24 protein-coding genes are annotated in these 22,510 nt (G+C 44.3%); 9 read left to right on the forward strand and 15 right to left on the reverse strand.

Annotated features, from left to right (window positions below; genetic code table 11):
- Positions 1 to 107: 107 nt before the first annotated feature.
- A complete protein-coding gene (locus tag PseudUWO310_RS17180) occupies positions 108 to 1,235 on the forward strand; it encodes an NAD(P)/FAD-dependent oxidoreductase (protein WP_142603429.1) in 1,128 nt (375 codons plus the stop codon).
- A gap of 296 nt (positions 1,236 to 1,531) precedes the next feature.
- On the opposite strand, the gene PseudUWO310_RS17185 is transcribed toward PseudUWO310_RS17180, so the two are convergent.
- A complete protein-coding gene (locus PseudUWO310_RS17185) occupies positions 1,532 to 2,794 on the reverse strand; it encodes an MFS transporter (protein WP_142603431.1) in 1,263 nt (420 codons plus the stop codon).
- 299 nt (positions 2,795 to 3,093) lie between these two features.
- Positions 3,094 to 3,750 carry a pentapeptide repeat-containing protein gene (locus tag PseudUWO310_RS17190; RefSeq protein WP_142603433.1) on the reverse strand — a complete coding sequence of 219 codons (657 nt, stop codon included), beginning with the start codon at positions 3,748 to 3,750 and terminating at the stop codon, positions 3,094 to 3,096.
- A 959-nt stretch (positions 3,751 to 4,709) separates the two neighbouring features.
- On the opposite strand from PseudUWO310_RS17190, the gene PseudUWO310_RS17200 reads away from it, so the two are divergent.
- Both PseudUWO310_RS17200 and gcvH read left to right on the forward strand, forming a co-directional pair.
- Entirely contained in the window at positions 4,710 to 5,429 is a 720-nt protein-coding gene (locus PseudUWO310_RS17200; protein ID WP_142603437.1) for a TerC family protein, read from the forward strand.
- Positions 5,430 to 5,693: 264 nt separating this feature from the next.
- Positions 5,694 to 6,080: a glycine cleavage system protein GcvH gene (gene gcvH / locus PseudUWO310_RS17205; RefSeq protein WP_142603439.1), complete on the forward strand. Its 387-nt coding sequence runs from the start codon at positions 5,694 to 5,696 to the stop codon at positions 6,078 to 6,080.
- 106 nt (positions 6,081 to 6,186) lie between these two features.
- Here gcvH and PseudUWO310_RS17210 read toward each other — a convergent pair whose 3' ends face one another.
- The 3 genes from PseudUWO310_RS17210 to PseudUWO310_RS17220 form a co-directional block, all read right to left on the reverse strand.
- Positions 6,187 to 8,877, reverse strand: coding sequence for an ATP-binding protein (locus PseudUWO310_RS17210; RefSeq protein WP_142603469.1), 2,691 nt, complete (start codon positions 8,875 to 8,877; stop codon positions 6,187 to 6,189).
- A 398-nt stretch (positions 8,878 to 9,275) separates the two neighbouring features.
- Positions 9,276 to 9,590 carry a type II toxin-antitoxin system VapC family toxin gene (locus PseudUWO310_RS17215; RefSeq protein WP_223805722.1) on the reverse strand — a complete coding sequence of 105 codons (315 nt, stop codon included), beginning with the start codon at positions 9,588 to 9,590 and terminating at the stop codon, positions 9,276 to 9,278.
- A 68-nt stretch (positions 9,591 to 9,658) separates the two neighbouring features.
- On the reverse strand, positions 9,659 to 9,883 hold the full coding sequence (locus PseudUWO310_RS17220; RefSeq protein ID WP_055076421.1) for a hypothetical protein: 225 nt from the start codon (positions 9,881 to 9,883) through the stop codon (positions 9,659 to 9,661).
- A gap of 240 nt (positions 9,884 to 10,123) precedes the next feature.
- On the opposite strand from PseudUWO310_RS17220, the gene PseudUWO310_RS17225 reads away from it, so the two are divergent.
- The 3 genes from PseudUWO310_RS17225 to PseudUWO310_RS17235 are packed head-to-tail and all read left to right on the forward strand — an operon-like array spanning position 10,124 to position 10,918.
- The gene (locus PseudUWO310_RS17225; protein ID WP_142603441.1) at positions 10,124 to 10,360 is read left to right on the forward strand and encodes a hypothetical protein; all 237 of its coding nucleotides are present in this window, start codon (positions 10,124 to 10,126) and stop codon (positions 10,358 to 10,360) included.
- Entirely contained in the window at positions 10,357 to 10,641 is a 285-nt protein-coding gene (locus tag PseudUWO310_RS17230; RefSeq protein WP_142603443.1) for a type II toxin-antitoxin system YafQ family toxin, read from the forward strand. Before PseudUWO310_RS17225 ends, PseudUWO310_RS17230 begins: the two co-directional genes overlap by 4 nt.
- Positions 10,642 to 10,663: 22 nt before the next feature.
- A complete protein-coding gene (locus PseudUWO310_RS17235; RefSeq protein ID WP_142603445.1) occupies positions 10,664 to 10,918 on the forward strand; it encodes a CopG family transcriptional regulator in 255 nt (84 codons plus the stop codon).
- Here PseudUWO310_RS17235 and PseudUWO310_RS17240 read toward each other — a convergent pair.
- From PseudUWO310_RS17240 to PseudUWO310_RS17250, 3 genes are all read right to left on the reverse strand, one after another.
- Entirely contained in the window at positions 10,915 to 11,148 is a 234-nt protein-coding gene (locus tag PseudUWO310_RS17240; protein WP_142603446.1) for a type II toxin-antitoxin system HicA family toxin, read from the reverse strand. The two genes, PseudUWO310_RS17235 and PseudUWO310_RS17240, sit on opposite strands and share 4 nt — an antisense overlap.
- Complete coding sequence (locus PseudUWO310_RS17245) at positions 11,145 to 11,369, reverse strand: type II toxin-antitoxin system HicB family antitoxin (protein WP_142603448.1); 225 nt, start codon at positions 11,367 to 11,369, stop codon at positions 11,145 to 11,147. Before PseudUWO310_RS17245 ends, PseudUWO310_RS17240 begins: the two co-directional genes overlap by 4 nt.
- Before the next feature lie 81 nt (positions 11,370 to 11,450).
- Entirely contained in the window at positions 11,451 to 13,811 is a 2,361-nt protein-coding gene (locus tag PseudUWO310_RS17250; protein WP_142603450.1) for an NACHT C-terminal helical domain 2-containing protein, read from the reverse strand.
- Positions 13,812 to 14,028: 217 nt separating this feature from the next.
- Between PseudUWO310_RS17250 and PseudUWO310_RS17255 the strand changes: the two genes are divergently transcribed.
- The 3 genes from PseudUWO310_RS17255 (at position 14,029) to PseudUWO310_RS17265 (ending at position 16,075) form a co-directional block, all read left to right on the forward strand.
- A complete protein-coding gene (locus PseudUWO310_RS17255; protein ID WP_142603452.1) occupies positions 14,029 to 14,256 on the forward strand; it encodes a hypothetical protein in 228 nt (75 codons plus the stop codon).
- 152 nt (positions 14,257 to 14,408) lie between these two features.
- A complete protein-coding gene (gene ada / locus PseudUWO310_RS17260; RefSeq protein WP_142603454.1) occupies positions 14,409 to 15,464 on the forward strand; it encodes a bifunctional DNA-binding transcriptional regulator/O6-methylguanine-DNA methyltransferase Ada in 1,056 nt (351 codons plus the stop codon).
- Positions 15,455 to 16,075 carry a DNA-3-methyladenine glycosylase family protein gene (locus tag PseudUWO310_RS17265; protein ID WP_190316063.1) on the forward strand — a complete coding sequence of 207 codons (621 nt, stop codon included), beginning with the start codon at positions 15,455 to 15,457 and terminating at the stop codon, positions 16,073 to 16,075. Before ada ends, PseudUWO310_RS17265 begins: the two co-directional genes overlap by 10 nt.
- Before the next feature lie 223 nt (positions 16,076 to 16,298).
- Here the strand turns inward: PseudUWO310_RS17265 and PseudUWO310_RS17270 are convergent, their stop codons facing one another.
- The 7 genes from PseudUWO310_RS17270 to PseudUWO310_RS17300 all read right to left on the reverse strand — a co-directional run bounded on the left by PseudUWO310_RS17270 (position 16,299) and on the right by PseudUWO310_RS17300 (position 22,045).
- Complete coding sequence (locus PseudUWO310_RS17270) at positions 16,299 to 16,988, reverse strand: diacylglycerol/polyprenol kinase family protein (RefSeq protein ID WP_142603458.1); 690 nt, start codon at positions 16,986 to 16,988, stop codon at positions 16,299 to 16,301.
- 240 nt (positions 16,989 to 17,228) lie between these two features.
- Positions 17,229 to 17,672 carry a hypothetical protein gene (locus PseudUWO310_RS17275; protein WP_142603460.1) on the reverse strand — a complete coding sequence of 148 codons (444 nt, stop codon included), beginning with the start codon at positions 17,670 to 17,672 and terminating at the stop codon, positions 17,229 to 17,231.
- 244 nt (positions 17,673 to 17,916) lie between these two features.
- Positions 17,917 to 18,222 carry an NADH-quinone oxidoreductase subunit NuoK gene (gene nuoK / locus PseudUWO310_RS17280; RefSeq protein ID WP_009627748.1) on the reverse strand — a complete coding sequence of 102 codons (306 nt, stop codon included), beginning with the start codon at positions 18,220 to 18,222 and terminating at the stop codon, positions 17,917 to 17,919.
- Positions 18,223 to 18,396: 174 nt separating this feature from the next.
- The gene (locus tag PseudUWO310_RS17285) at positions 18,397 to 19,005 is read right to left on the reverse strand and encodes an NADH-quinone oxidoreductase subunit J (RefSeq protein WP_009627747.1); all 609 of its coding nucleotides are present in this window, start codon (positions 19,003 to 19,005) and stop codon (positions 18,397 to 18,399) included.
- A gap of 94 nt (positions 19,006 to 19,099) precedes the next feature.
- Complete coding sequence (gene ndhI, locus PseudUWO310_RS17290) at positions 19,100 to 19,687, reverse strand: NAD(P)H-quinone oxidoreductase subunit I (RefSeq protein WP_190316064.1); 588 nt, start codon at positions 19,685 to 19,687, stop codon at positions 19,100 to 19,102.
- Positions 19,688 to 19,745: 58 nt separating this feature from the next.
- Entirely contained in the window at positions 19,746 to 20,864 is a 1,119-nt protein-coding gene (nuoH, locus tag PseudUWO310_RS17295; protein WP_009627745.1) for an NADH-quinone oxidoreductase subunit NuoH, read from the reverse strand.
- On the reverse strand, positions 20,864 to 22,045 hold the full coding sequence (locus PseudUWO310_RS17300; RefSeq protein WP_142603464.1) for an NAD(P)H-quinone oxidoreductase subunit H: 1,182 nt from the start codon (positions 22,043 to 22,045) through the stop codon (positions 20,864 to 20,866). The genes nuoH and PseudUWO310_RS17300 overlap by 1 nt, the downstream gene beginning before the upstream one ends.
- Positions 22,046 to 22,510 lie beyond the last annotated feature (465 nt).

Here is a 22,510-nt window from a genome sequence, read left to right on the forward strand (position 1 = left end):
CAGAGGCATCGACTTCGCTCAGCCAGAGCCTTTGGTATGGGTAGTTCGGCACAAAGCCGAAAACACCCCCTAAAGTAGATAGGATAACCTACAGGCTAGAGATCAATATGAATTATGATGCGATCGCAATTGGCGCAGGGCTATCGGGCTGTAGTGCTGCTATTCAACTAGCAAAACTTGGTTATCGCGTACTGCTGCTAGAGCAAGGCAATTACCCTATGCATAAACTCTGCGGTGAGTTTTTATCCATTGAGGTAACCGCAGCCTTTGAGAACTTGGGCATATGGGAACGAGTTCTCAAAGTCGGCGCACATCCGATTCATCGGGCTTACTTGACAACTTCAGGCGGCGCATCATTTCGGAGCAATTTGCCTAGTACTGCCCTCGGTTTGAGTCGCTATCAACTGGATTTAATCCTATTTCGGCAGGCGCAAGCCTTGAATGTGACTTGTCTTGACAATACCAAAGTTACTAATGTTACGGGTAATTTGGAGACAGGATTTCAGGTACATACCCACAAAGGGAATTTTTCTGGACGTTTGGTATTGGGAGCCTTTGGTAAACGATCTTCCCTCGATCGCATTCTCGATCGCCCATTTAGCCAAAGGCGATCGCCTTGGATTGCCTATAAGGGACATTTCACGGGTGTGGATATTCAGGATGCGATCGAACTGCATAGTTTCCCCAATGGATATTGTGGATTGTCTCAAATTGAAACTGGGGAAATTAATGTCTGTTGGATCGCCCATGAGCGGGTGATGAAAGAACCAACACACCAAGATTTAGGAATTCCCACTTCCTTAGCCCAAAACCCTGTTTTAGCTGATCGCTTCCGTCAAATGGAGCGAGTTTCACCTTCGCTACAGGGATTGAGCCAAATTAGTTTTGCGATTAAAGAGAACTTTTATCGCGATATCTGTATGATTGGCGATACGGCGGGAATGATTACCCCTCTTTGTGGTGATGGTATGGCAATGGCTCTAAGGTCAGCCGAGATCGCCGTTCCCTTAGTCGCAAGGTTTTTAGAACATCAACTTACGGCGATCGCCTTTAAACATTCCTATGAAAAAGCATGGGAAAAGGAATTCCAAACTCGCTTGCAACTGGGACGCATCATGCACCATTGTTTTGTGCGACCATCCCTCGCCCATACGGGAGTGAATCTCTGTCAAATGCTGCCCGATCTTGGAAATTGGCTGATTGGGGCAACGCGCGGCAAACCACAGCCAATCTAGCTATCGCTTAATACCAAATCACAAAATGGCTACGCCATTTTGTGATTTTAAAACCATTACTGGGTTTGGTGTTTAATTCCCAAAAGTGTTGTCACACTTTCGTGAATTGGTATAACTTGGTATAACCCCACAAGAGAGTTGCCGCGCTCCGCGCGGCAACTCTCTTGTGGGGTTTATTTCCTGACTTAAGCAGCTATAGCTATAAAATCCAGATTAAAAAGCTGTGGCGCACGCTGCGCGTGCGCCACAGCTTTTTGGGTTTTACATTTAATTGCGACTGGATATTTATAGCTATATTAGACTTTTAAAGGAATAGAACGGGTAAGGCGATCGCCCCATCCTATACCTAAGCCTGCAATCAAAAAGGCGATCGCCGTTAAGATAAGCACATCTGACATAGAGAGTGCGGCAGATTTTGGTACAGCATAGCCAAAAATAGCGATCGCCCCCGATAGACCACCAAAAAAAGTCCCTACCGTCAAACCACTCAGAGACTTTGGAACCATCGTCAGCGCAAAGGCAACCATGCCATTATTCACCGCACTGAGGCAGAGCAGCAGCCATAGGATCAAGATGATGGCAGCGATCGCCCCATAGCCAAACGATAACAAGCCTAAAGCCAAAATCAGCCCACCCAAGCTAACGATCATCAAGCGTTTGTTATCGATAAACTTTGAGATTCGCCCCGTCCCTAACGCTAGCAGGGCTTGAGCGATCAGAGCCGCACCCATTAATAATTCAAAGGATAAACCCGTAAATCCTGTAATGTCCGCTTTGATCGTGCGGGGTAACACATCCCCCATCAACAGGCGAATTCCCACGCCAATTGCCGCACCAACCAGCATAACGATCGCCAAATTGCTCAAAAAGTCTCGGATCGGAAATTGACTCTCTTGATCGGGAGTGGCAGCGAGAGCAGTTTTTTTGGGAATGTAGATCGTCGCCGCCCGCAAACTTGCCACCCCAGCCAACAAAGTAATCGAAGCGATCGTAAAGGTGGCAGGTGCGCCCAAACCCAGAATGAAACTTGTGGCAAGGGGACGAATCGAAGCTACAAAACCACCCACCAAAGTTAAAACACTACCAGCAAGGGGCAACTGCGTGGCTCCTGCAAAGCTAGCCAACAAGCAAATGACGGGACTGCGAAATGTTGCCATAGCGATCGCCCACAAAATCGCAAGGCTGGGCAAAATCAAGCGGGTCACATCGTTTGCCCCACCAAAGATAACGACACAGGGCAAGCCCATAAAAAAAGCTGTAGCAGCAAGCGTGGCAGCCACGATGATCGGCATTCGCGAACTGTACCAACTCTGCCAGCGATCGGACAGCCCACCAAATAATGGCTCGACGATCGCTGCGATCGCACTTTCGATGACCAGTAATACCGCCGCAAATTGCTGCGCTTGACTAGGTGGATAGGCAAAAACCTGTTCGATGAACTTTGGCAAGTAAATTGCGTAAGCAATCCAAGTCAACGAAATCGCGCCCTGCACTGAGGCAAGACTCCAGACCTGTAGCCAACGCACTTGATTTGATGTTGGATTTGGGGCGATCGTCATAAATCTCTTTTTGTTAAGTACTTCGGTTTATCCTAAAACGCAAAATTGCGCTAACGTTGGCGGAGCGGAGTCGAAGCCACAGGTACTTTAATTAATAGCAAGTCCCTTATGGATCTTGACTTTAATAATTCCCAAATATGATTCCCAAATATAATTCCCAACATTGTTGTCACAATTTTGGGAATCGGGATTAATGTTACAAAATTACGTAGCTAGGCGCAGTTAAATATAAAATCTCAAAACCTGTAGCGCAAGCTGTGCCTGCGCTACAGGTTTTGATTCTGGGTTTTAATCTGGTTTTAGAACTCGGTACAGCCTTGCATCGAGATCTTGCCATCGGGCATCGTCGCACGGCAAAGGTTAGTTTGGGTCAAGTCCACATTGGTCAAGTTCGCGTCCGTGAGATCGGCACGATAGAGATCCGCACCTCTGAGGTTTGCGCCCGTCAAGTCCGCACCATAGAGACTGGCGTTACGCAAAGAAACCTTGGTAAGATTGGCGCGATTGAGCTTCGCGTAAACCAACTCAATATCGATCAAATTAGCGTTTTGTAAATTCGCTTCGGTTAGATCGGCATATTTCCAGCGACTATTGCGAGCATTTGCCCCAGACAAATTAGCTTGAATGAGATCGCTATTAATCAAAAATGTATTGCGGAGATCGGAATTGCTAAGGTCGGCTCCACGAAAGTCAGCGTAGTAAATGGTGCTATAGGCTAAAGTCGCTCCAGAGAGGGCACTTTTGCGGAGATCGGCAACATCAAGAAACGATTCGCGGAGGTTTGCCCCTGGCGCGGCAAGCCCACTCAGTTCGCAACGCTGACAAGTGTGATGGGTGAGCAGAGATTGGATATGTTGAGCATTTTGAGCTTGTACGGCTGTCGTACCAATCGTTATGCTAGCAACAAGGGCGCTAGCGATCGCAGTCACGGAGTTAGTAAAGGCTGTTGACTTCATGGGTAAAGCACCTAAATTTAGCAAATCCTTTACTAATTGTTATCACAACAACTCCCCCTTAAACACAGCAAAATGTAACAAAAAAACTGAAAGCAATAATTAATGAATTAATGCGAAATATAGCGATCCTGTAGAAATACAAGTTTTATACCAATTTAAGAAATGGCTACGCCATTTCTTAAATTAAAAAACCTTACTAGGCTTAGTTTTTAATTCACAAAAGTATTGTCACACTTTCGTAAATTGGTATTACTTACAGAGCTTTGCGCTCAAATCCAAATCAAGGCTTTTTTAAGTAGCTAAGACACAGAAGAGCATACCGCCCGCTATGCGGGCGGTATGCTCTCTGGTTTTGGTTTTTAATTATGCCGAACTACTTAGAATCGTTGCTTTGCCGCAATTCTAAAAAAATTCTTGTGGTTCTTTTGATCGAAAATTGCTATATAGCTACAGTCACTTGACTTAGGACAAATCATACCAAAACACAAAATGGCTACGCCATTTTGTGTTTTTAAAACCCTTACTGGATTTGGTTTTCAATTCCCAAAAGTGTAGCCACACTTTTGGGAATTGAAAACCAAACCCCAAGAATTGACTGGCGGCGCTCTGCGCCGTCAGTCAATTCTTGGGGTTTATGTCCTAGTACAATTGGCGACAGCTATAAAACTAAAACCCCAAAGAAGATTGGCGGCGCTCTGCACCGCCAATCTTCTTTGGGGTTTATATTTATTTATGCTGAACTACTTATACCAATTCACTGAAGTTTTGGCTCACTTCAGTGAATTAAAAAACAAACCCAGTAAGGATTTGAGATTCCTCAAATGGCAATGCCATTTGGGGAATTGGTATTATATATCGGTGATTAGATAGGATATCTGCTATTTTAATTAACTCTCCGATGGTCTAATGATTTTGTATACTTGTAGTATTTGTTGATGTTTTGTCATGGATCGTACTGAATGTTCGAGCAGTTTCTAGACACGAATGCTTTATCCTTTCGACCTGAAGTTATTCCCATTTTGGGGGTGCTGATTCTCCTAGAGGCAATTTTGTCGGCTGATAACGCGATCGCCCTTGCCGCGATCGTACGGAGTTTGCCCGACCCCAAGCAAGAGCAATGGGCGTTACGGTATGGCTTGATTGGAGCATTTGTACTACGTATAGTGCTTATTTTTACCGCGACATGGGTCATAAAATATTGGCAGTTTGAACTGGCAGGCTCGGTATATCTGCTGTGGCTTTCTGGTAAATTCTTCTTGGAAAAATCCCAAGAAGATCACGATACCAAGAACCCCGTACGCATGGCCGATAAGCTATGGCAAGTGGTGGCTCTAGTGTCACTGACGGATTTAGCCTTTTCGCTTGATAGTGTGACTGCGGCGGTAGCAGTTGCCGAGGAGACTTGGCTAGTGCTGATTGGTGGCGTAGTGGGGATTATCGCCTTAAGATTTTTGGCTGGGCTATTTATTAAATGGTTGTCCGAATTTACACACCTTGAATCGGCAGGTTATCTGATCGTATTGTTGGTGGGGATGCGTCTGTTTATTAAAGTATTTTCCGATAGTCTCGTTCCTCCAGAATGGTTGATGCTTAGCTGTATTGGGCTGGTTTTCCTCTGGGGCTTTTCTAAACGCGAACCCTTGGAAATTACGAACGAGATTGAAGAGGTTGCCGAATAAAAAACGAATCATTGCGCTAATACCAAAGCTCAAAATGGCATAGCCATTTTGAGCTTTGGTATTAGCGCTACAGTCACTTGAATTAGGACAAATCAAACCCCAAGAATTGACTGGCGGCGCGAAGCGCCGCCAGTCAATTCTTGGGGTTTATGTCCTAGTACATTTGGCGATCGCTATATTTCTTTGTTGAGGTGTGTTTCACTATTTTGTCTACAATAGAAACTCAGAAACAAAGAATTCAGAAACAAAGAAAAAAGTACCAAAATGTTTGAATATCCTGAAGACCTAAAATATACTAATTCCCACGAATATATTCGCGTTGAGGATGATGTTGTCACCGTGGGAATCACCGCTTTTGCGATCGCCCAGCTTGGTGATATTGTGTTTCTCGATCTGCCAGAGGTAGGCGCAAAAGTCGAAAAAGGACAAACTTTCGGTACGATTGAATCGGTCAAAGCGGTAGAAGATCTCTATTCGCCTGTGACGGGAACTGTGATTGAATCTAATACAGCGTTATTAGACGAGCCAGAAAATATTACAGAAGATCCCTATGGAGCCTCGTGGTTTTTAAAGGTAAATATTGACAATATATCTGAACTAGAGGGCACGATGTCAGCTAGTGAATATCGCGCACAGGTGGAAGGTAACTAGGCAAGGCTTTGGATTTGAGTGCAAAGGGCTAATATTAGGGAGAGTTGCGGCGCTTCGCGCCGCAACTCTCTATCTTGAGTGGCTGCACTTACAGCCCTTGATGACGCTAAACGCTCAACCGTGGGGGCAGCTCCACCGTAAAGGTAGAGCCTTGATTCACGACGCTCTCAACATAGATCGCTCCACCCATGAGAATGACCAATTGCTCCGTAATGGCTAGTCCTAAACCAGTGCCGCCATGCTTGCGGGTAGAGGATTGATCGACTTGCCGAAATTGTTCAAAAATCGTACGTTGAAACTCTGGCTCAATGCCAATACCTGTATCCCTCACCGAGATGAGGATATTTGATTTTGCAAAGGGAGAAGATGGAACTTCCTCTGATAAATAATTGGTCTCTACAGGTGTTTCTTTAATTTCTTTAATTTCTTTGATTTCTTTGATTTCTTTAGAAGACGCAATTTCGGGTATGGAAGCAGAATTATTGGCATACTTCAGTTCCACAACTACTTCACCGCAATCGGTAAACTTAATTGCGTTAGAAACTAAATTGGTAATCACCTGTTTAATGCGAATGGAATCGTGAAAGATCGCACAGGAACCAATCTCGTTTTTAAAAATGAAGTTAAGAGATTTAACACTGGCTAAGGGTTGTAGGCTTTCACAGGTATGATGAATGAGTTCATCCAAGTTAAATAACTCTGGATGGGATTCCATTTTCCCTGCTTCGATTTTGGATAGGTCGAGAATATCATTTATCAAATCCAGCAGATTTTTACCATTACGGAGAATCCGCTCTACCATATCGACTTGGCTAGAGGAAAGGACATCGCGCCGCTGACGTAACAGCACCTGCGAGAAGCCAATAATTGCATTCATCGGGGTTCGCAGTTCGTGGCTCATATTGGCGAGGAACTGGCTTTTGAGTTGGGTTGCCTCTAGCAATTGAGCATTTTGGGCTTCAATTTGGTTGATTAGTTGTGCGTTACCGATCGCGATCGCCGCCTGTACGCCAAAGGATGCTAAGAGGTTGAGATCCTCGCGAGAACTTGCCCGTTCTAAATGAAAATGCCCGATCGCTAGTACACCCAAACGACCAGAGCGGCTAGACTCAATAGGCACGCACAAAGCGCTTTTGACGGGTAGAGATTCGACTAGGTGCGATTCTCCCGCCTTGACTTCGATGGGAATTCCCTCCTTAAAAACTTGGGCAATGAGATTTTGAGCATTTAAATCAAAGGATTCTTGCAGGGGGAAATCATCGGGCAAGCCTTTCACTGCCGATAGGGTTAATTTTTGCTCCTTGGGATTATAGAGGGCAATTACGCAGATCTCCGCCCACATAATCGCGTCGCAGGTAGCTTCCACCACCGATTCCAACAGGATATCGAGATCCTGTAACTGTTGATTGATCAAGTTGGTGAGTCGTTGCAAAATACTCATCCGTTTCTGCTGTTCGATCATGATTTTGTTGGTCTCTTGCATCACCTTATCGCGATAGCGCTGCTCGGTGACATCCCGCAAAATCATCACACTTCCGATCAGTTCCGATTCAGTTCCCACCAATGGGGCTGCCTTGGTACTGAGAATTATTTCATTGCCTTCGGGGGGACGCAAAACCACTTGATCTTCAACTACTTCCCCTGTAGACATCGCCCGAAAGACAACTAGATTAGCGAGGTCTACGGGCTCCCCATCCTGATGTCTAATGTCAAACTGTTTGACAATCTCTTCCATCGACTTGGCAATTACGGGCGAAGCGGGAACGCCATTGGGAGAACTTAAAGCATTAAAGCTGAGGATCTTCCGTCCTGCGGAGTTGATTTTGAGAATTCTTCCCGCAGGATCGCTGAGCAATACGCCATCGGCAAGCTGCTCGAATACGGTAGTTAGTTCTTCTCGCTGGCGGGCGATCATCTCAATACTTTGCGCGTTACTGATCGCGGTGGCGAGACGACGACCGATGGATTGCAGGATATTTCGACCGCGATCGGATAGGGGGGTAAGACTGCCTAAAAACAGTACGCCAACGAGGCTGCTCCGCAGCATGAGCGGATAGGCTGACAAACTCTGGGGTAACAGGTCGCCTACGGGAGTGCGGTAAACGAGGGTTTGTCCTTTGAGGCGATCGCCTTCCCAGATAATCGCTTCTTCTAGTTGTCCTGCTTGACCGATAATTCCTTCGCCTAGGGTAATCTCGGTGAGCGCTTGGCTGGTTTTATATCCCCATTCCGCCGCCAGTACTAGGCATCCATCGGGGCGAGCGGTGGGGGTTTCCCAAAGGTAAATGCTGCCGAGTTGCGCCCCCGTAAGTTTGCAAATTTCTTCGAGGCTGGACTTGATGAGTTTGTATTGATCGGTGGTATTAACTAAAACGCGATCGAGGGATTGTAGGGCAAATTGGATATCGCGTGCTTCGAGGGTGGCGGTTTTGGTTTCCAGATGCATAGCCATGCGGTTAAATACCTTGGCAAATTCGCCAATTTCATCGGCGCGATTTAATTGCGATCGCGCTGATAGATTGCCCGTTGATAGCTCTTCGGCGGCTTCGGCAAGTTCGAGGAGGGGTGGCTGGATGCTGCGAATGATCGAAATGGCAACGAATAACCCCGAACCTAGTCCCGTCGAAAGTACGACGATCGCCAACCATGTTGTAAATGCTTCTAATTCGGGCGTGCCTTGCTGGATATGCAGCAGCAGGATCAAGGCGGCGGTGGCTAGCAGGGAAATGCTAGTGGTCAGCCCAAAAATCAAGCGATTGACTAAACTTTCACGGCGGGGGAGGTTGGCATTGGTCATGGGGCTACTGTTAAGTTTGGTGAAGCTGTTCTTATTGATGAACATACTGCTAAGTTAGCCTATCAGCAACAAAATATAAAACCCCAAAACCTGTAGCGCACGCTGCGCGTGCGCTACAGGTTTTGATTCTGGGTTTTTAATTATGCCCAGATATTTAGTGACTATTAGAAACCATTTAAGAATTACTTTCTGCGGTCAAAAACTCTAAGAGATCCCCCTCAATCCCCCTTAAAAAGGGGGAAGAATTTAATTCTCCCGCCTTTTTAAGGGGGGCTGGGGGGGATCTATCCAATTCTTAAATGGTTTCTTAAACTTAGTGACTATTAAGCAGGCGATCGCTTTTTATGATCAATATCTTCAAAAGCAAAGGCGCGATCCTGTTTCCCTGTAAATAACCATCACCAAATCAACGAACATTCATAATTTTTAAAAACTGAGTCTCGGCTAATTAAAGTTGCATTTTCAACTTTAGACTGAGCTATGAGAATTCTATCAAAGGGATCTTTATGGTGTAATGGTAAAGCTTTTAATTCTAAAATATGAGGAAGTGTTACAGATATTAGGCTGATATTATTTTGCTCCTGCTGAATCTTTAGCATGAGTTCTAGATCGTCTCTAAGAGTAAGTTTGCCTAATTGAATTTTGATTTGTATTTCCCATAGACTTACCACGCTAAGAATTACCTCATTGTGGGGATCTTGAAGTAAGGTCATGGTATTTTTAGGAATATATTCTGGCTCGCTATGCTACCACATAAAAGTGTGGGTATCTAACAATAATTTCATGTTTCTCCAAGCCAGAATTCATCGGGTAATGGATCGTCAAAGTCAGCTGTAAATATACAAGATCCTAAACCTAGTCCTGCTTGGCGTAAGCGTTTGGATGAGGAGTCTTGAGGCTTTTGATTGATTTTTATTTCTACCCATTGCAATAATTGTGTAGCCAGTTGAATTTGCTCTTGAAGGTCTAAATTTTTAGCTTCGTTTAAGAGTTCTTTTAATGGCATATAATCGTCTCCCTTGCAAGATTTTATGTTGCCGATGCCATTATTTTAGCGCGATCGCCTATATCGATCATCTGGAATTAGTAAAGCGATCGCTTTTTATTATCAATATCTTCAAGAGCAAAAGCGCGATCCTACTTTCCTGTTAAAGCAAAGTGGTTTTATCGGCTGTGGTGATGGCGATCGCAATTTGTCCACTGAGAAATATTGATTATAATCAAATAGGTTGTTAGGTTACTCTTTATGCAAAGTACTGTAAATCAGGTATTAGAAACTCCTTCATTCCAAAAGGCGATTGATGCAGTAGAGGCTTTATCTTTGCAAGATCAAGTTGTGCTTCTTAACATTTTAAGTAATCGTTTGAAACAACGCCAAAGTCAGCAAGTAATCCAAGAGGTCAAAGAGGTTCAGCAGGAGTACTTGGAAGGGAAAGTTAAGTTTGGTTCTGTTAGTGATTTCTTAGCGGATCTGGATAGTTGAGAGAAATTGGTTGGACTCCTAAATCAATCAGAGCTTTTAAACGGCTAGTTCGCAAAAATCCTCAACTGCGTCCTTTGCTTGAAAAGACTTTACTGCAATTAGCTGAGGAGCCATTTCATCCAAGTTTGAGGACTCATAAGTTGATGGGAGATTTATCGGATATATGGTCTTGTTCTGTTGATTATAGCTATCGGATATTGTTTCAGTTCGTCCAAAATCATGAAAATGGCGTTGAAGCCATTCTATTGATTAATATTGGCTCTCATGACGAAGTCTACTAAAAAGGAAAAAGGAAATTAAATTATGGCTGCTCAAATTAATGCTGTTCTTGATGATGAACATACTGCTAAGTTAGCCTATATCCAGCAACAAACTCAGGAAAGTGAGATAGAGACTATTAAACAGGCGATCGCTTTTTATTATCAATATCTTCAAGAGCAAAAGCGCGATCCTACTTTCCTATTAAAGCAAAGTGGTTTTATCGGCTGTGGTGATGGCGATCGCAATTTGTCCACTAACTATAAGGCAGCTTTGAAAACGATTTTAGAGGGGAATTAATCATTCAGTAATTCTATAAACTCTTCAACTGTCAAATTAGCGTCATTCAGGATGCTCTTCAATGTCTTAGGTTTGAGAATTGTCGAACCGTGATAGGCGACAGTTGCCCTGCGACCTTCATCATTTTTATATATTTTATGGCTTCCACTTTGTCGGGTAAGGACAAATCCAATTTTTTCTAACACACGAATGACTTCGTTAGCATTGACTCTAGGTAAACGAGGACTCAAGCAGTCACCTCCACTGATGTAAGGCTAATCTGTCCAATCTTGGGTAATCCTTCACCACTCAATAGCCGATCTTCAATGTGGAGGGAAATTGCGTCTTTAATATTTTCTAAAATTTCTTCGTAGGTATCGCCCTGTGTGTAGCAACCCTGAAGAGAAGGACAAGAGGCAAAGTATCCATCCTCATCTTTTTCTATGATTACGGGTAAAGTAAATTTGTTCATATACCTAATTCTTTACTGTAGGTTGATTATAGCGAGTCTTGTAGTAAGGGGGAAATAAATAAGCTTTTTCCTTTTGCCTTTCTACTTTTTACTTGGCAACAGCATCGTTGATTCGATTTCTTCGCGGACTTGTTTGCTGACGTAGCTGCGGTTCATGCACTCGACAAGGAGGAGATTGGCTGCGTAATATTGGGTAAATACTTCTAGTTGTGAGGGAAAAAACTGCCAATCAAAACCGAAACTTTTATTTAAGCTGTCTAGGCATACTTGATGGAAACTTTGACTCCAATCTTCTCCATTACTTTCAAACCATTGAAAAAATTCTTGACCTTCTATTTTTAGATTAATAAATCCATTTCTAATCATTTGCACTATTTGGAGAGATTCTTGAATTGTTTTGCAATTTACATCAAGATTAAAGTTGTTGGATATATCACAACTAAAATTACTATCGACTCCACAGGCAATACTAATTGTGTCAGATTTATCAAAAGCCTTGTTAAATATGAGAGATTGAGCCAGAGTTTTAGAATGCTCACTATCAAGAGTGAGTAAAACTGAACTTTTAAGTATGCTTAAGGAAAAGGCTATGTAGGCAAAATAAGCCCTTAAAGCAACCATTTTATACTTTTTTGATGATACATATACTTTTCGATTTAACCAGAGTAAAAACCTTTGTAAGTCGTCATTTTTGTTAAATATTTCATCAATGTGATCCTTCATTAATAGTAAGAAACTATCCGATCGCCTCAACATTTCCGCAGTCAGATAAAAAACCTCCTTCCATCGAGGATTAGAAATATTCTCAATCAATCTTTCAAAATGTCTTTCTCTCTCAATTTCTCGCGCTGCAAAATATTCCTGAAAAGTCAAATGGGAAAAAGAATAAATATTTCTTGCTCTCTCCACTAACAACCCATGATGATGCTCGATCGCTTTTAGCACCGCCTCACTATCCAGACGCAACGCCTCAGGATCTGCCGAGGTTTCAGGCAGGTTACAGATATAGTCCTTAATCTGGCGTTGCAAATCCTCTTGCCGAAAGAAATATTCACCATTCACAAAGGTATTAAAGGCAATCTGTCCCAGCATATCCTCCTTATTTTGCGGCGACAGATGTTTATAAATGATCTCTCGTTCAATATTGCGCTTCGCATCCCACTTTTTCATCAATACTTCCAAACCTTCCTTATACAGTTCCGATCGCTTCGGCGGGAAGTCGTTACGCTCTCCAAATACCAAACATAAAAGCGTCAGCAACAAAGGACTTTTTGCCAATTCTTTAACAGGTTTATTCCCCTTTAACCTTTCTAACATCCGTTCCGCTTTTGCCGCATCCCTTTCCCGAAACCAATTATTCACAAAGGTTTCAATCTGACCATCATCAAAATCGGCAACCTCGACTTCCGTAAACTTCTCAAACTGATATTCTCGCGCCGCAATCCGACAGGTAATCGCAAACCGATTTTTTAGCCAATCCCGCGAAAAGCGATCGATATCTTGCTTAACACGGCGATCATCTTCCTTCTTTACCTCATCCAATCCATCCAACAGGATCAAGGCTCTACCGTTATCCAGCAACTGTTTCGCCACATCCTGCGATACTTTACGCTTGGCAAATTCCGTCAAAATGTAATTCTCTAGCGATGGCTGTCCCCTCTCCTCTGCATAAGCCTTTAGCGTCACAAAGATCGGCACAAGTTCCCCATGAAATCTTCCACCGAGACAAGACATCGCCAAATATTTCATAAACGTGGTTTTCCCTGCCCCCGGTTTACCCAATACCACCAGCTTTTGAAATTCCTCTACGGCAGCAAATCCTGTCACCCGTTCTTTAATCGTCCCCACTAAAAAGCGATCAAAATGCTCACGGGTGCAAACCTCCATCACCTCGTCATAGCCAATCCGCCGCCGCCCGATCACATCCTTAATGATATTCACATCGGTATAAATCCGATCCAGATCCACAGGTTGTGTCATGTCCAACACCCGCATCGTCCCACAGCGCTCCCGAATATCATCCGCGCATCTCTCCCGAACCAATTTCACCAAATCCTCAATACTCACCTTCGGCATATCTTTGGCTTCAGGCGATTTATCCGAATTACCAACTATTTGATTGATCGTTACGGTAATATCACCGCCAGCAGTCAGGCGATCGGCTCCCACCTGTTTAACGGTTACCTCCTCCTCCTTTGCCTCAGTCATCATTAAAGGTTTTCCCGTTTCTTCACCCCTTATATCGCGCCAATCCAGTTCTAGAAATTTGCACAACTCCTCAAAATTTGCTCGATCAATCCCCTCTCCCCGAAACAAAACCGTAATCACCGATCGCGAAATCCCTAGAGCCTTAGCAAGAGCCTCTTGCGTGAAACCACCCTGTTTCATCGCCGATTTAATCTGCTTGATACCCGCCTCAGAAGCCCGTAGCGATCTTGACATTGCTAAACCTCAACCATCTAAAAACTATTTTGGCATTTTTTAAAGTCACGCAAAATCTGGGTTCGGCTCCGCTCACCCAACGAAGCGATCAGGGATTGAGCGAAGTCGAAGCCCATCAACGAAGCCACCAAAACACGCAAGTCGCGCAAATCACGCAAAGTCAGTCAAGCAGCCATATTTCATAGTGATTGCATAGTTTAATTCGGAGCAAAAAATTATGCCAGTCCAAACTCAAACCCAAATTCAGACCCAAACTCAAACCCAAATTCAGCCACAAATTCAGCCACAAGCTCAAAAGCAAGTTACGACTCAAGCGATCGCCTCCGCGCCATCACCAACAACCACCGACAACATCCCCGCAATTATTAATAATCCTACCGTTGGGATTATCCTCGCCTTCGCCGTACTAGTTCGCGCCATTCTCGGCTCGCCCTCAGCAAATTAAGTAGCTAAAGAGAGCGTACCGCCCGCTACGCAGGCGATACGCTCTGGTTTTAGCTTAGACAAGAATTAGATCGCAAGAATTAGATATTCACCCTCAAGTCTAGTGACATAGGATATCAAAGTAGTCACGAAGTAGTTACGAGGTATTTCGCTATGACGCAATTTACTGCTAGCGATCGCCGATGGGAGGCAATAATTGCCAGCAATCCGCCAGCAGAAGGAGCCAACTTTTATGCCGTGAAAACGACAGGTATCTATTGCCGACCGCAATGTAAGTCCCGCATACCAAAACCCAACAACATCCAGTTTTTCGCCACCACTACCGAAGCTGAAGCCGCAGGCTTTCGCCCCTGCAAACGCTGTCAGCCCCATACCGACTCGCCACAAACAGAACGCGAGCAACTAATCGCCAAGATCTGCAAAACCATCGAAGCCTCGGCGGAAATGCTCTCTTTAAACGAGTTGGCGCAGATGGCAGGCTTAAGCCCCTATCATTTTCAACGGGTATTCAAGCAGATTGTCGGAGTCACACCTAAAGACTATGCCAAAGGCGATCGCGCAAAACGTTTACGCGATCGCCTCCCCCAAGATCGTTCGATTACCAATACCCTCTATGCAGTAGGTTATGAATCTAGCAGTAGCTTTTATACTGAAGCCCCCCATATATTAGGAATGAAACCCAAGGAATACAAACAAGGAGCGCAAAATCAGGAAATCCGCTTAGCGATAGAAAATACCAAGTTGGGGTGGGTCATAGTTGCCGCAACCGAACTAGGAGTTTGTGCGATCGCCCTCGGCGATAACCCCGATGAACTGGTTAGCGAAATCCATCGGCAATTTCCCCAAGCCAAATTTTGTAACGACAATCTCACCTTCCAAGCATGGGTAGCCGATGTCGTAGCAGCGATCGCCATGCCACAGCGCAGCATAAATTTGCCCCTAGACATTCAGGGTACGGCCTTTCAACAACAGGTATGGCAAGTATTACAGTCTATTCCCCTAGGCAGCACCCTCAGTTATCAGCAGGTTGCCAACCAGATGGGGAAACCCAAGGCAGTTCGAGCCGTTGCTTCAGCCTGTGCAGCGAATAAAATAGCGATCGCCATTCCCTGCCACCGCGTCGTGGGGAGTAACGGTTCGCTCAGTGGCTATCGATGGGGAGTCGCCCGAAAGCAAGCACTATTGGAACTGGAAAAACAGTGGAACTAACCAAACCCAATCGAGATTTCCGCAAGGCGATCGCCCAACTCTATCTACTCGATCCCGATTTTCAGCAGATCGAAACCATCGCTGGCAACTTAGAAATAAGAAGTTACGAACCCACCTTTGCCTCCCTCGTTCGCATCATCGTCGGACAACAGCTCTCTACCAAAGCTGCCGATGCCATCTTTTTGCGACTCAGCGAGTCATTAGAGATTTTGCCCTCACCTATTGCCACCTGTGCCGAAGAGGAATTACGAAAAGTCGGGTTAAGCCGTGCAAAGGTTGCTTGCTGCCAAACCCTAGCAGTGGCAATTCTAGAAGGAAAGATCGATCTAGAATCTTTTGCCAAACTGCCAGATGAAGCGATCGCCACCCAACTCCTCCAGATTAAAGGCATCGGCAAATGGACGGTAGAAATATTTTTACTATTCTGCCTTCAGCGCCTAGACATCCTGCCAGCCAACGATCTAGCGCTCCAAGTCGCCTATCAAAAATTAAAGAACCTCAGCATTCGACCGACGGCAAAGGAACTGATCGCTTTAGTTGCTCCTCTAACTCCTTACCGTGGCGTTGTTGCCCATCTCCTCTGGCATTACTATCGCTATCTCCATTCATAAGTAATACCAGAACTAAAAATGGCGTTGCCATTTTTAGTTTTTCAAAACCTTATACCAATTTACGAAAGTGTGACAACACTTTTGTGAATTGAAACCCAAACCCAGTAATACCAAAGCTCAAAATGGCTACGCCATTTTGAGCTTTGGTATTACTGGGCTTTAGGGTTTTTCAAGCTGAAAATGGCTCCGCCATTTTCAGCTTTGAAAACCCTTCGGTATAAATTTAGAATGTTGATTCCAGCAGATAGCTCAAAAAAGCGGAAGAAAGGGGAACGGAAATATTATCAGTTCCCCCTGGAGAAAAGGCTTCGAGAATGGCGGCGATCGCCGCTACAGGAATGACAACCCCAAGATCGCGGAAGCGAAAGCCCTTAGCTAGCACCAAAATAATCACCATCACAATCGCGCTGGTGACAAACATCGCGAAGGAGCCTTCCAGACTGCGCTTATTGCCCATATGGACAAAAGTATGTTTACCAAAGCGTTTGCCAATGAGTGCTGCCATGCCATCGCCCCAAGACATCACCATCACACCAATTACCGCATATTCAGGAAATCTATCCCACAATAGCGCTACTAAAATCGTAATACTGAGAGCGTAATAAAATATCCCGTAGGTTTTGCGTCCCACATCATTGAGCATAGGCAAAACACTGATGTAGTGAGAGGCTAGAGCGATCGCACTAAAGGTCACTCCCGCACTCACACATAACCATGTGGGAAAATGCAGCCACCAAGCGATCGGTAAGACGTTACCCGTGCCAATATGGACAACTTTGCGAACTAACTCTGGATCTTGTTTGAAGCGATGCAAGATATTTGAAGCCAGAAATACTAAGCCGAGCCAGACCAATACTGCGCTAATTTGCATCGACAGAGTGGCTATGGGCGAGATTTCGCTAGTTGCGATCATAGGACAGGCTGCTTATTAGAAATTATAAAAATGAAGATATTTATATATCAATCCTAAATGGTTTGTGGAAGCGCCCCCAAAAGGGGGGCACTTCCACAAACCCAAAAATCTACAAATGGTTTAGGACTGCCATATATCAATCCTAAACCATTTGTTGTTCTCGAATTTTTAGAAATTGTGCTTGCCTTATTACCCCAAATATTACCGTTCGCGTCACAATGTCACCATCCGCATATGGAGTCAAGGCTTTTGAGCGCATGAGGTAACGATATTTTTAATCCCAGATGGCATGGACTTTTGCTGGTTCATCTCTGCATCGAACTTTCTGAATTCACCATAGGTATAGGCTTTCTGGATTTCTGTAATGGAACAAGCACAAAAACTTTCAGCCGCCTGAATATCTAACTTCTTTGTAGCACTACCGACACAACCCTCAGTAAAGGCTTTAATATCCCTTTCAGGATAAACATGACTCGACTCTTGCTGGAGGTAAGAGTTCGCTCTTCCAACCAATCCGAGCAGAAATAATATCAAACTCGCCACAATCACCCATCGACTCAGGATTGCCTGACGATAAGGAATCCGTCCGCCTTTAATCCAGTAGTAAATAGTACCAATAACTAGCATCAGGATGAGCGGAGTTACTAAAGTCCCAACTAGGTAGCCAATTTGATAAGGAGTCATATCTAATAAGTACAATTAAGTACAATTGATTAAGTGCAACAGTTAAATTAAATAAACTATAGCAACACATAACCCCCTAAAGATGAGTGGCGGCGCGAAGTGCCGCCACTCATCTTTAGGGGGTTATGTCCTAAGCAAACCTTACGTTGCTATAAATAAACAGTACAGGCTTTTAAACAAAAAAGATGAGTGGCGATGCTTCGCATCGCCACTCATCTTTTTAGAGCTATTTAATTGGGCAACTTTACCAACGTAGCAGGTTAAACTGCTCCATATCAACGGTATCGCGGCTGCGATAAATTGATAAAACGATCGCTAGTCCCACGGCAGCTTCAGCAGCAGCGATCGAAATAACGAAGATCGTAAAGACTTGACCCCGAATACTCGCAGAATCGAGAAAGTTAGAGAAAGCCATCAAGTTAAGATTGACAGCATTTAACATCAACTCCACCGACATTAATACGCGCACGGCATTACGACTGGTAATTAATCCATAGATGCCAATACAAAACAAGGCGGCAGCAATAATCAAAAAGGGTTCTAAAGACATATCTGTTTACTATTAATTTCAATTACTAATAAGTAAGTGGGCTTAATTAAATGTAAAACCCTAAAACCTGCGGCGCAAGCGCAGCGTGCGCCGCAGGTTTTAGATCTGGATTTTAATTATGCTGATTTACTCAGAGCGTGACCACTACCATCGGTAGCGATCGATCTATTTAATCTATTTAGAAGCGACAAGTTGCTCTTTAGGCTTTTCCAGTAACTCAAGGGATTCTTCATCAACTTGACCCACTTTTACCACATCGGGGACTAGCTCACGACGAGCCAAAACGATCGCCCCAATTAATGCGACTAATAGCAAGATCGAGGCTAATTCAAAGGGAAGCAGATAATCGCTAAAGAAATGCTGACCAATGACAACCATTGTGGAAGGCAGTTTGGCAATACTCGGAGCGATCGCCCAATTTGTCGAAGTTACTGTCACTCCCAATAGTGCAAATAGCCCCAAACAAACAACCCCTGTCACCACACTACGTAAAGCGCCGTACTTAACATCTTGGTAATCTTGACGCTTATTAACCAGCATGATCGCAAAAAGGATCAAGATATTTACCGCACCAACATAGATCAAAACTTGAGCCGCAGCGACAAAATCAGCATTCAGGAGTAGATACAAACCCGCCACACTAATAAAACATGCACCGAGCAAAAAGGCTGCATAGACTATGTTTTGTAACAGAACCACGCCCATTGCTGAAGCTATTAGCATTCCTGTTAAGACAACTAGGGATACGGTTTGCGAACCATCACCTAGACCGATATTACTCATTAAAATCTCCTTCAATAGTCTTACCTAGAGTCAAGCTAAACGCCGCTTAGCCACATTTAGCTTGATGTTTTACCTTGATGTTTTGCTGTGATTTTTATTTATTCTCAGCAGTAGCTTCGGCAATTTCTTCAGGACGTAGCCCCGCACGCTTAGCCGTATGAGGAACCTCATGTCCTTCCATCACACCCTTGGGCAAGTAAGCCAATTCACGAATTGGCGTTACCAAAGGATCTTCAGTAACTTTGGTTGGCATCCTTCCGAGAGCAACACTATCAAAGTTCAACTCATGGCGATCGAAGGTGGATAGGTCGTACTCCTCAGTCATTGATAGCGCATTAGTAGGGCAGTACTCAACACAGTTACCACAAAAAATACATACTCCAAAGTCGATACTATAACTCTTGAGTTCCTTTTTCTTCATTTCTGTGTTGAATTTCCAATCAACTACAGGCAAATTAATCGGACATACACGTACGCAGACTTCGCAGGAAATACACTTATCAAATTCAAAGTGAATGCGTCCGCGAAAGCGCTCCGAGGGAATCAACTTTTCGTAAGGATATTGCACCGTGATCGGGCGGCGACGCATATGGTCAAATGTTACCGACATCCCCTGTCCAATATACTTCGCTGCTTGAACGGCATCTTTGGTATATTCGCCAACTTTATTAAGAAATTTCAGCATAGTGTTAGTTTGTTTTTGTTGAAATAGTTGTTTGGGTTAGGCTAAAAGCTAATGACTACCCACCAAATGCAAAAGGAAAAGCTAACTTGAGTGCAGCGGTAATTAGTAAATTTGCCAGTCCAATGGGCAACAAGAACTTCCAACCCAAATCTAGTAATTGGTCGATCCGTACACGGGGAACTGTCCAACGCAAGAGAATTGCAAAGAAAATAAAGGCGTAGGTCTTAACTAGGGTTGCCGTTAGTCCGATAAAGGCGGCGATAACTTGCCACCAAGCGGTATTTGCCTCAATGCCCAGAGCATCACTAATTTTGTCAATCGGAAATGGTAATTCCCAACCACCCAGATAAAGGATGGAAGCGAGTAAACCAGCTAGTAACAGGTTGGCGTAGGAACCGCCATAAAAGAAAGCAAATCTAATGCCTGAATATTCAGTTTGGTAACCTGCAACCAGTTCTTCTTCAGCTTCTGGCAAGTCAAAGGGCAAACGTTCGCATTCAGCTAGCGCGGCGATGATGAAGATGACAAAGCCGATCGGTTGCCGCCAGATATTCCATGAGAGAATCCCATATTCCGCCTGCTGATTGACGATATCAATGGTGCTTAAGCCGTTAGTCATCAGAGCGATCGCTAATACCGCTAGAGCTAGAGGAATTTCGTAGCTAATTGACTGTGCGGCAGCCCGTAAACCTCCAAGGAGCGAGTATTTGTTGTTAGAGGAATACCCTGCCATCAGCAAACCAATGGGAGCAACACTAGAAATCGCAATGATAAAAAATACGCCAGTACCAATGTCAGAAATAATCAGGTTCTGACCAAAGGGGATCACTAAATAACACAAAAAGACGGAGGTAAATACCAAGGCAGGACCGATCGTGTAAAGCAAAGGATCGGCTTTAGCAGGAATCGTACCTTGCTTAATTAAAAGTTTGCCTACGTCAGCAAGGGGGATCAAAAGACCAAAAGGGCCAGCAAATTCAGGACCAATTCTTTGTTGGGCAGCAGCAGAGACTTTTCGCTCTAGCCAAGTACAAACCAATGCGCCTACGGTTACGCCCAAAACCATGACTGCCATCGGCAATAACATCCAGATGACTTTAGCGACATCGGCGGGGAGACCCAGCCCTGTCAGGATTTCAATTAAAGATCTTTGTAAATCAATTCCACCGTACATTAGCGATCTACCTCACCCATAATAATGTCCACACTGCCAAGGATTGCCATAATGTCGGCGAGTTTCATACCGCGCACTAGTTCGGGCAAGATTTGTAAATTAATAAATCCAGGTGGACGAATCTTAAACCGCCAAGGGAAGACACTATCTTCGCCAATGATATAGACACCCAGTTCGCCTTTAGGAGCTTCAACACGAACGTAATGCTCGCCTGCCGCCACCTTAAATGTAGGCGATGGTTTTTTACTAATGAACTGATAGTCCATGGAATTCCATTCGCTCTTAGGACCCGCAAGTACTCTTTGGGCTTCGAGGTTTTCGTAGGAACCGCCAGGAATTTGCTTCAGGCATTGCAAAATCATTTTTGTAGATTCGCGCATTTCACGAACACGGACGAGGTAACGGGCAAGACAGTCACCACTGGTTTCCCATTGCACGTTCCAATCGAGTTCGTCGTAGAGTTCGTAGTGATCGACTTTACGCAAATCAAGCTTTACGCCCGAACCACGCAGCATTGGTCCCGATAAGCCCCAATTAATTGCTTCGTCGCGAGTAATCGTACCTAAACCTTCAACCCGCTTCCGAAAAATGGGGTTATTGGTAATTAATTTTTCGTATTCGTCAATCACTGGGGTGAAGTAATTGCAAAAGTCTTCGCATTTCTCGATCCAGCCATAGGGCAAGTCTGCGGCTACTCCCCCAATCCGAAAATAGTTATGCATCATCCGCATTCCTGTTGCGGCCTCAAACAGGTCATAGATCATTTCCCGTTCGCGGAATACGTAGAAAAATGGGGTTTGAGCACCGATATCAGCAACGAATGTGCCGAGCCACAGTAGGTGAGAGGCGATGCGGCTCAGTTCTAGCATGATCATGCGAATGTAGCTGGCTCGTCTCGGCACTGGTACGTTGGCTAGCTTTTCGGGAGCATTGACGGTGATTGCCTCGGTGAACATGGTTGCGAGATAATCCCATCGGGTCACGTAGGGCAAATATTGGATAATCGTGCGATTTTCGGCGATTTTTTCCATTGAGCGATGCAAGTAACCTAAAACAGGCTCACAATCGACTACATTTTCGCCATCTAGCGTGACGATAAGTCTGAGAACGCCGTGCATGGATGGGTGGTGAGGTCCCATATTTATGACCATGCGTTCGGCTTTGGTTTCAATCATCACCATGATTTGCGATCGCCTCTTTACTCTGTAAACTGTTGCTTTGGCTAGGGTTGCTAGTTGTTGCTAGTTATTTAGGATTGGCTGAGGTAAACCCAACAAACCCTAAACGTTTGTTATTTTAAGTCACTGATTGGGCTATTGCTTTAGCAAATGACTCTATTAATTATGTGAATTAAGTAGATATACCTTGATGCTTCTCAGTATATCGCCATGTTGAGGCTTGAATTTGTGATCAAAACTAGCAAGTCGGTAATTTTAGCAATATATTATTTTATCGTAATCATAGACTTAAATCTAATATTAATCCACTAATCATTGATTGGTTACTATAATAATGCACGCAAACTGATCGTCCCTGCGATCGCTGATTAATACCAAATCACAAGATGGCTATGCCATTTTGTGATTTGGCATAATTTAGGTAAGGGACTTGCGATTTAATGAAGTACCAAATATAAAGCCAGAATC

It is taken from the genome of Pseudanabaena sp. UWO310 (assembly GCF_006861605.1).
In the GTDB taxonomy this organism is placed as follows: domain Bacteria; phylum Cyanobacteriota; class Cyanobacteriia; order Pseudanabaenales; family Pseudanabaenaceae; genus Pseudanabaena.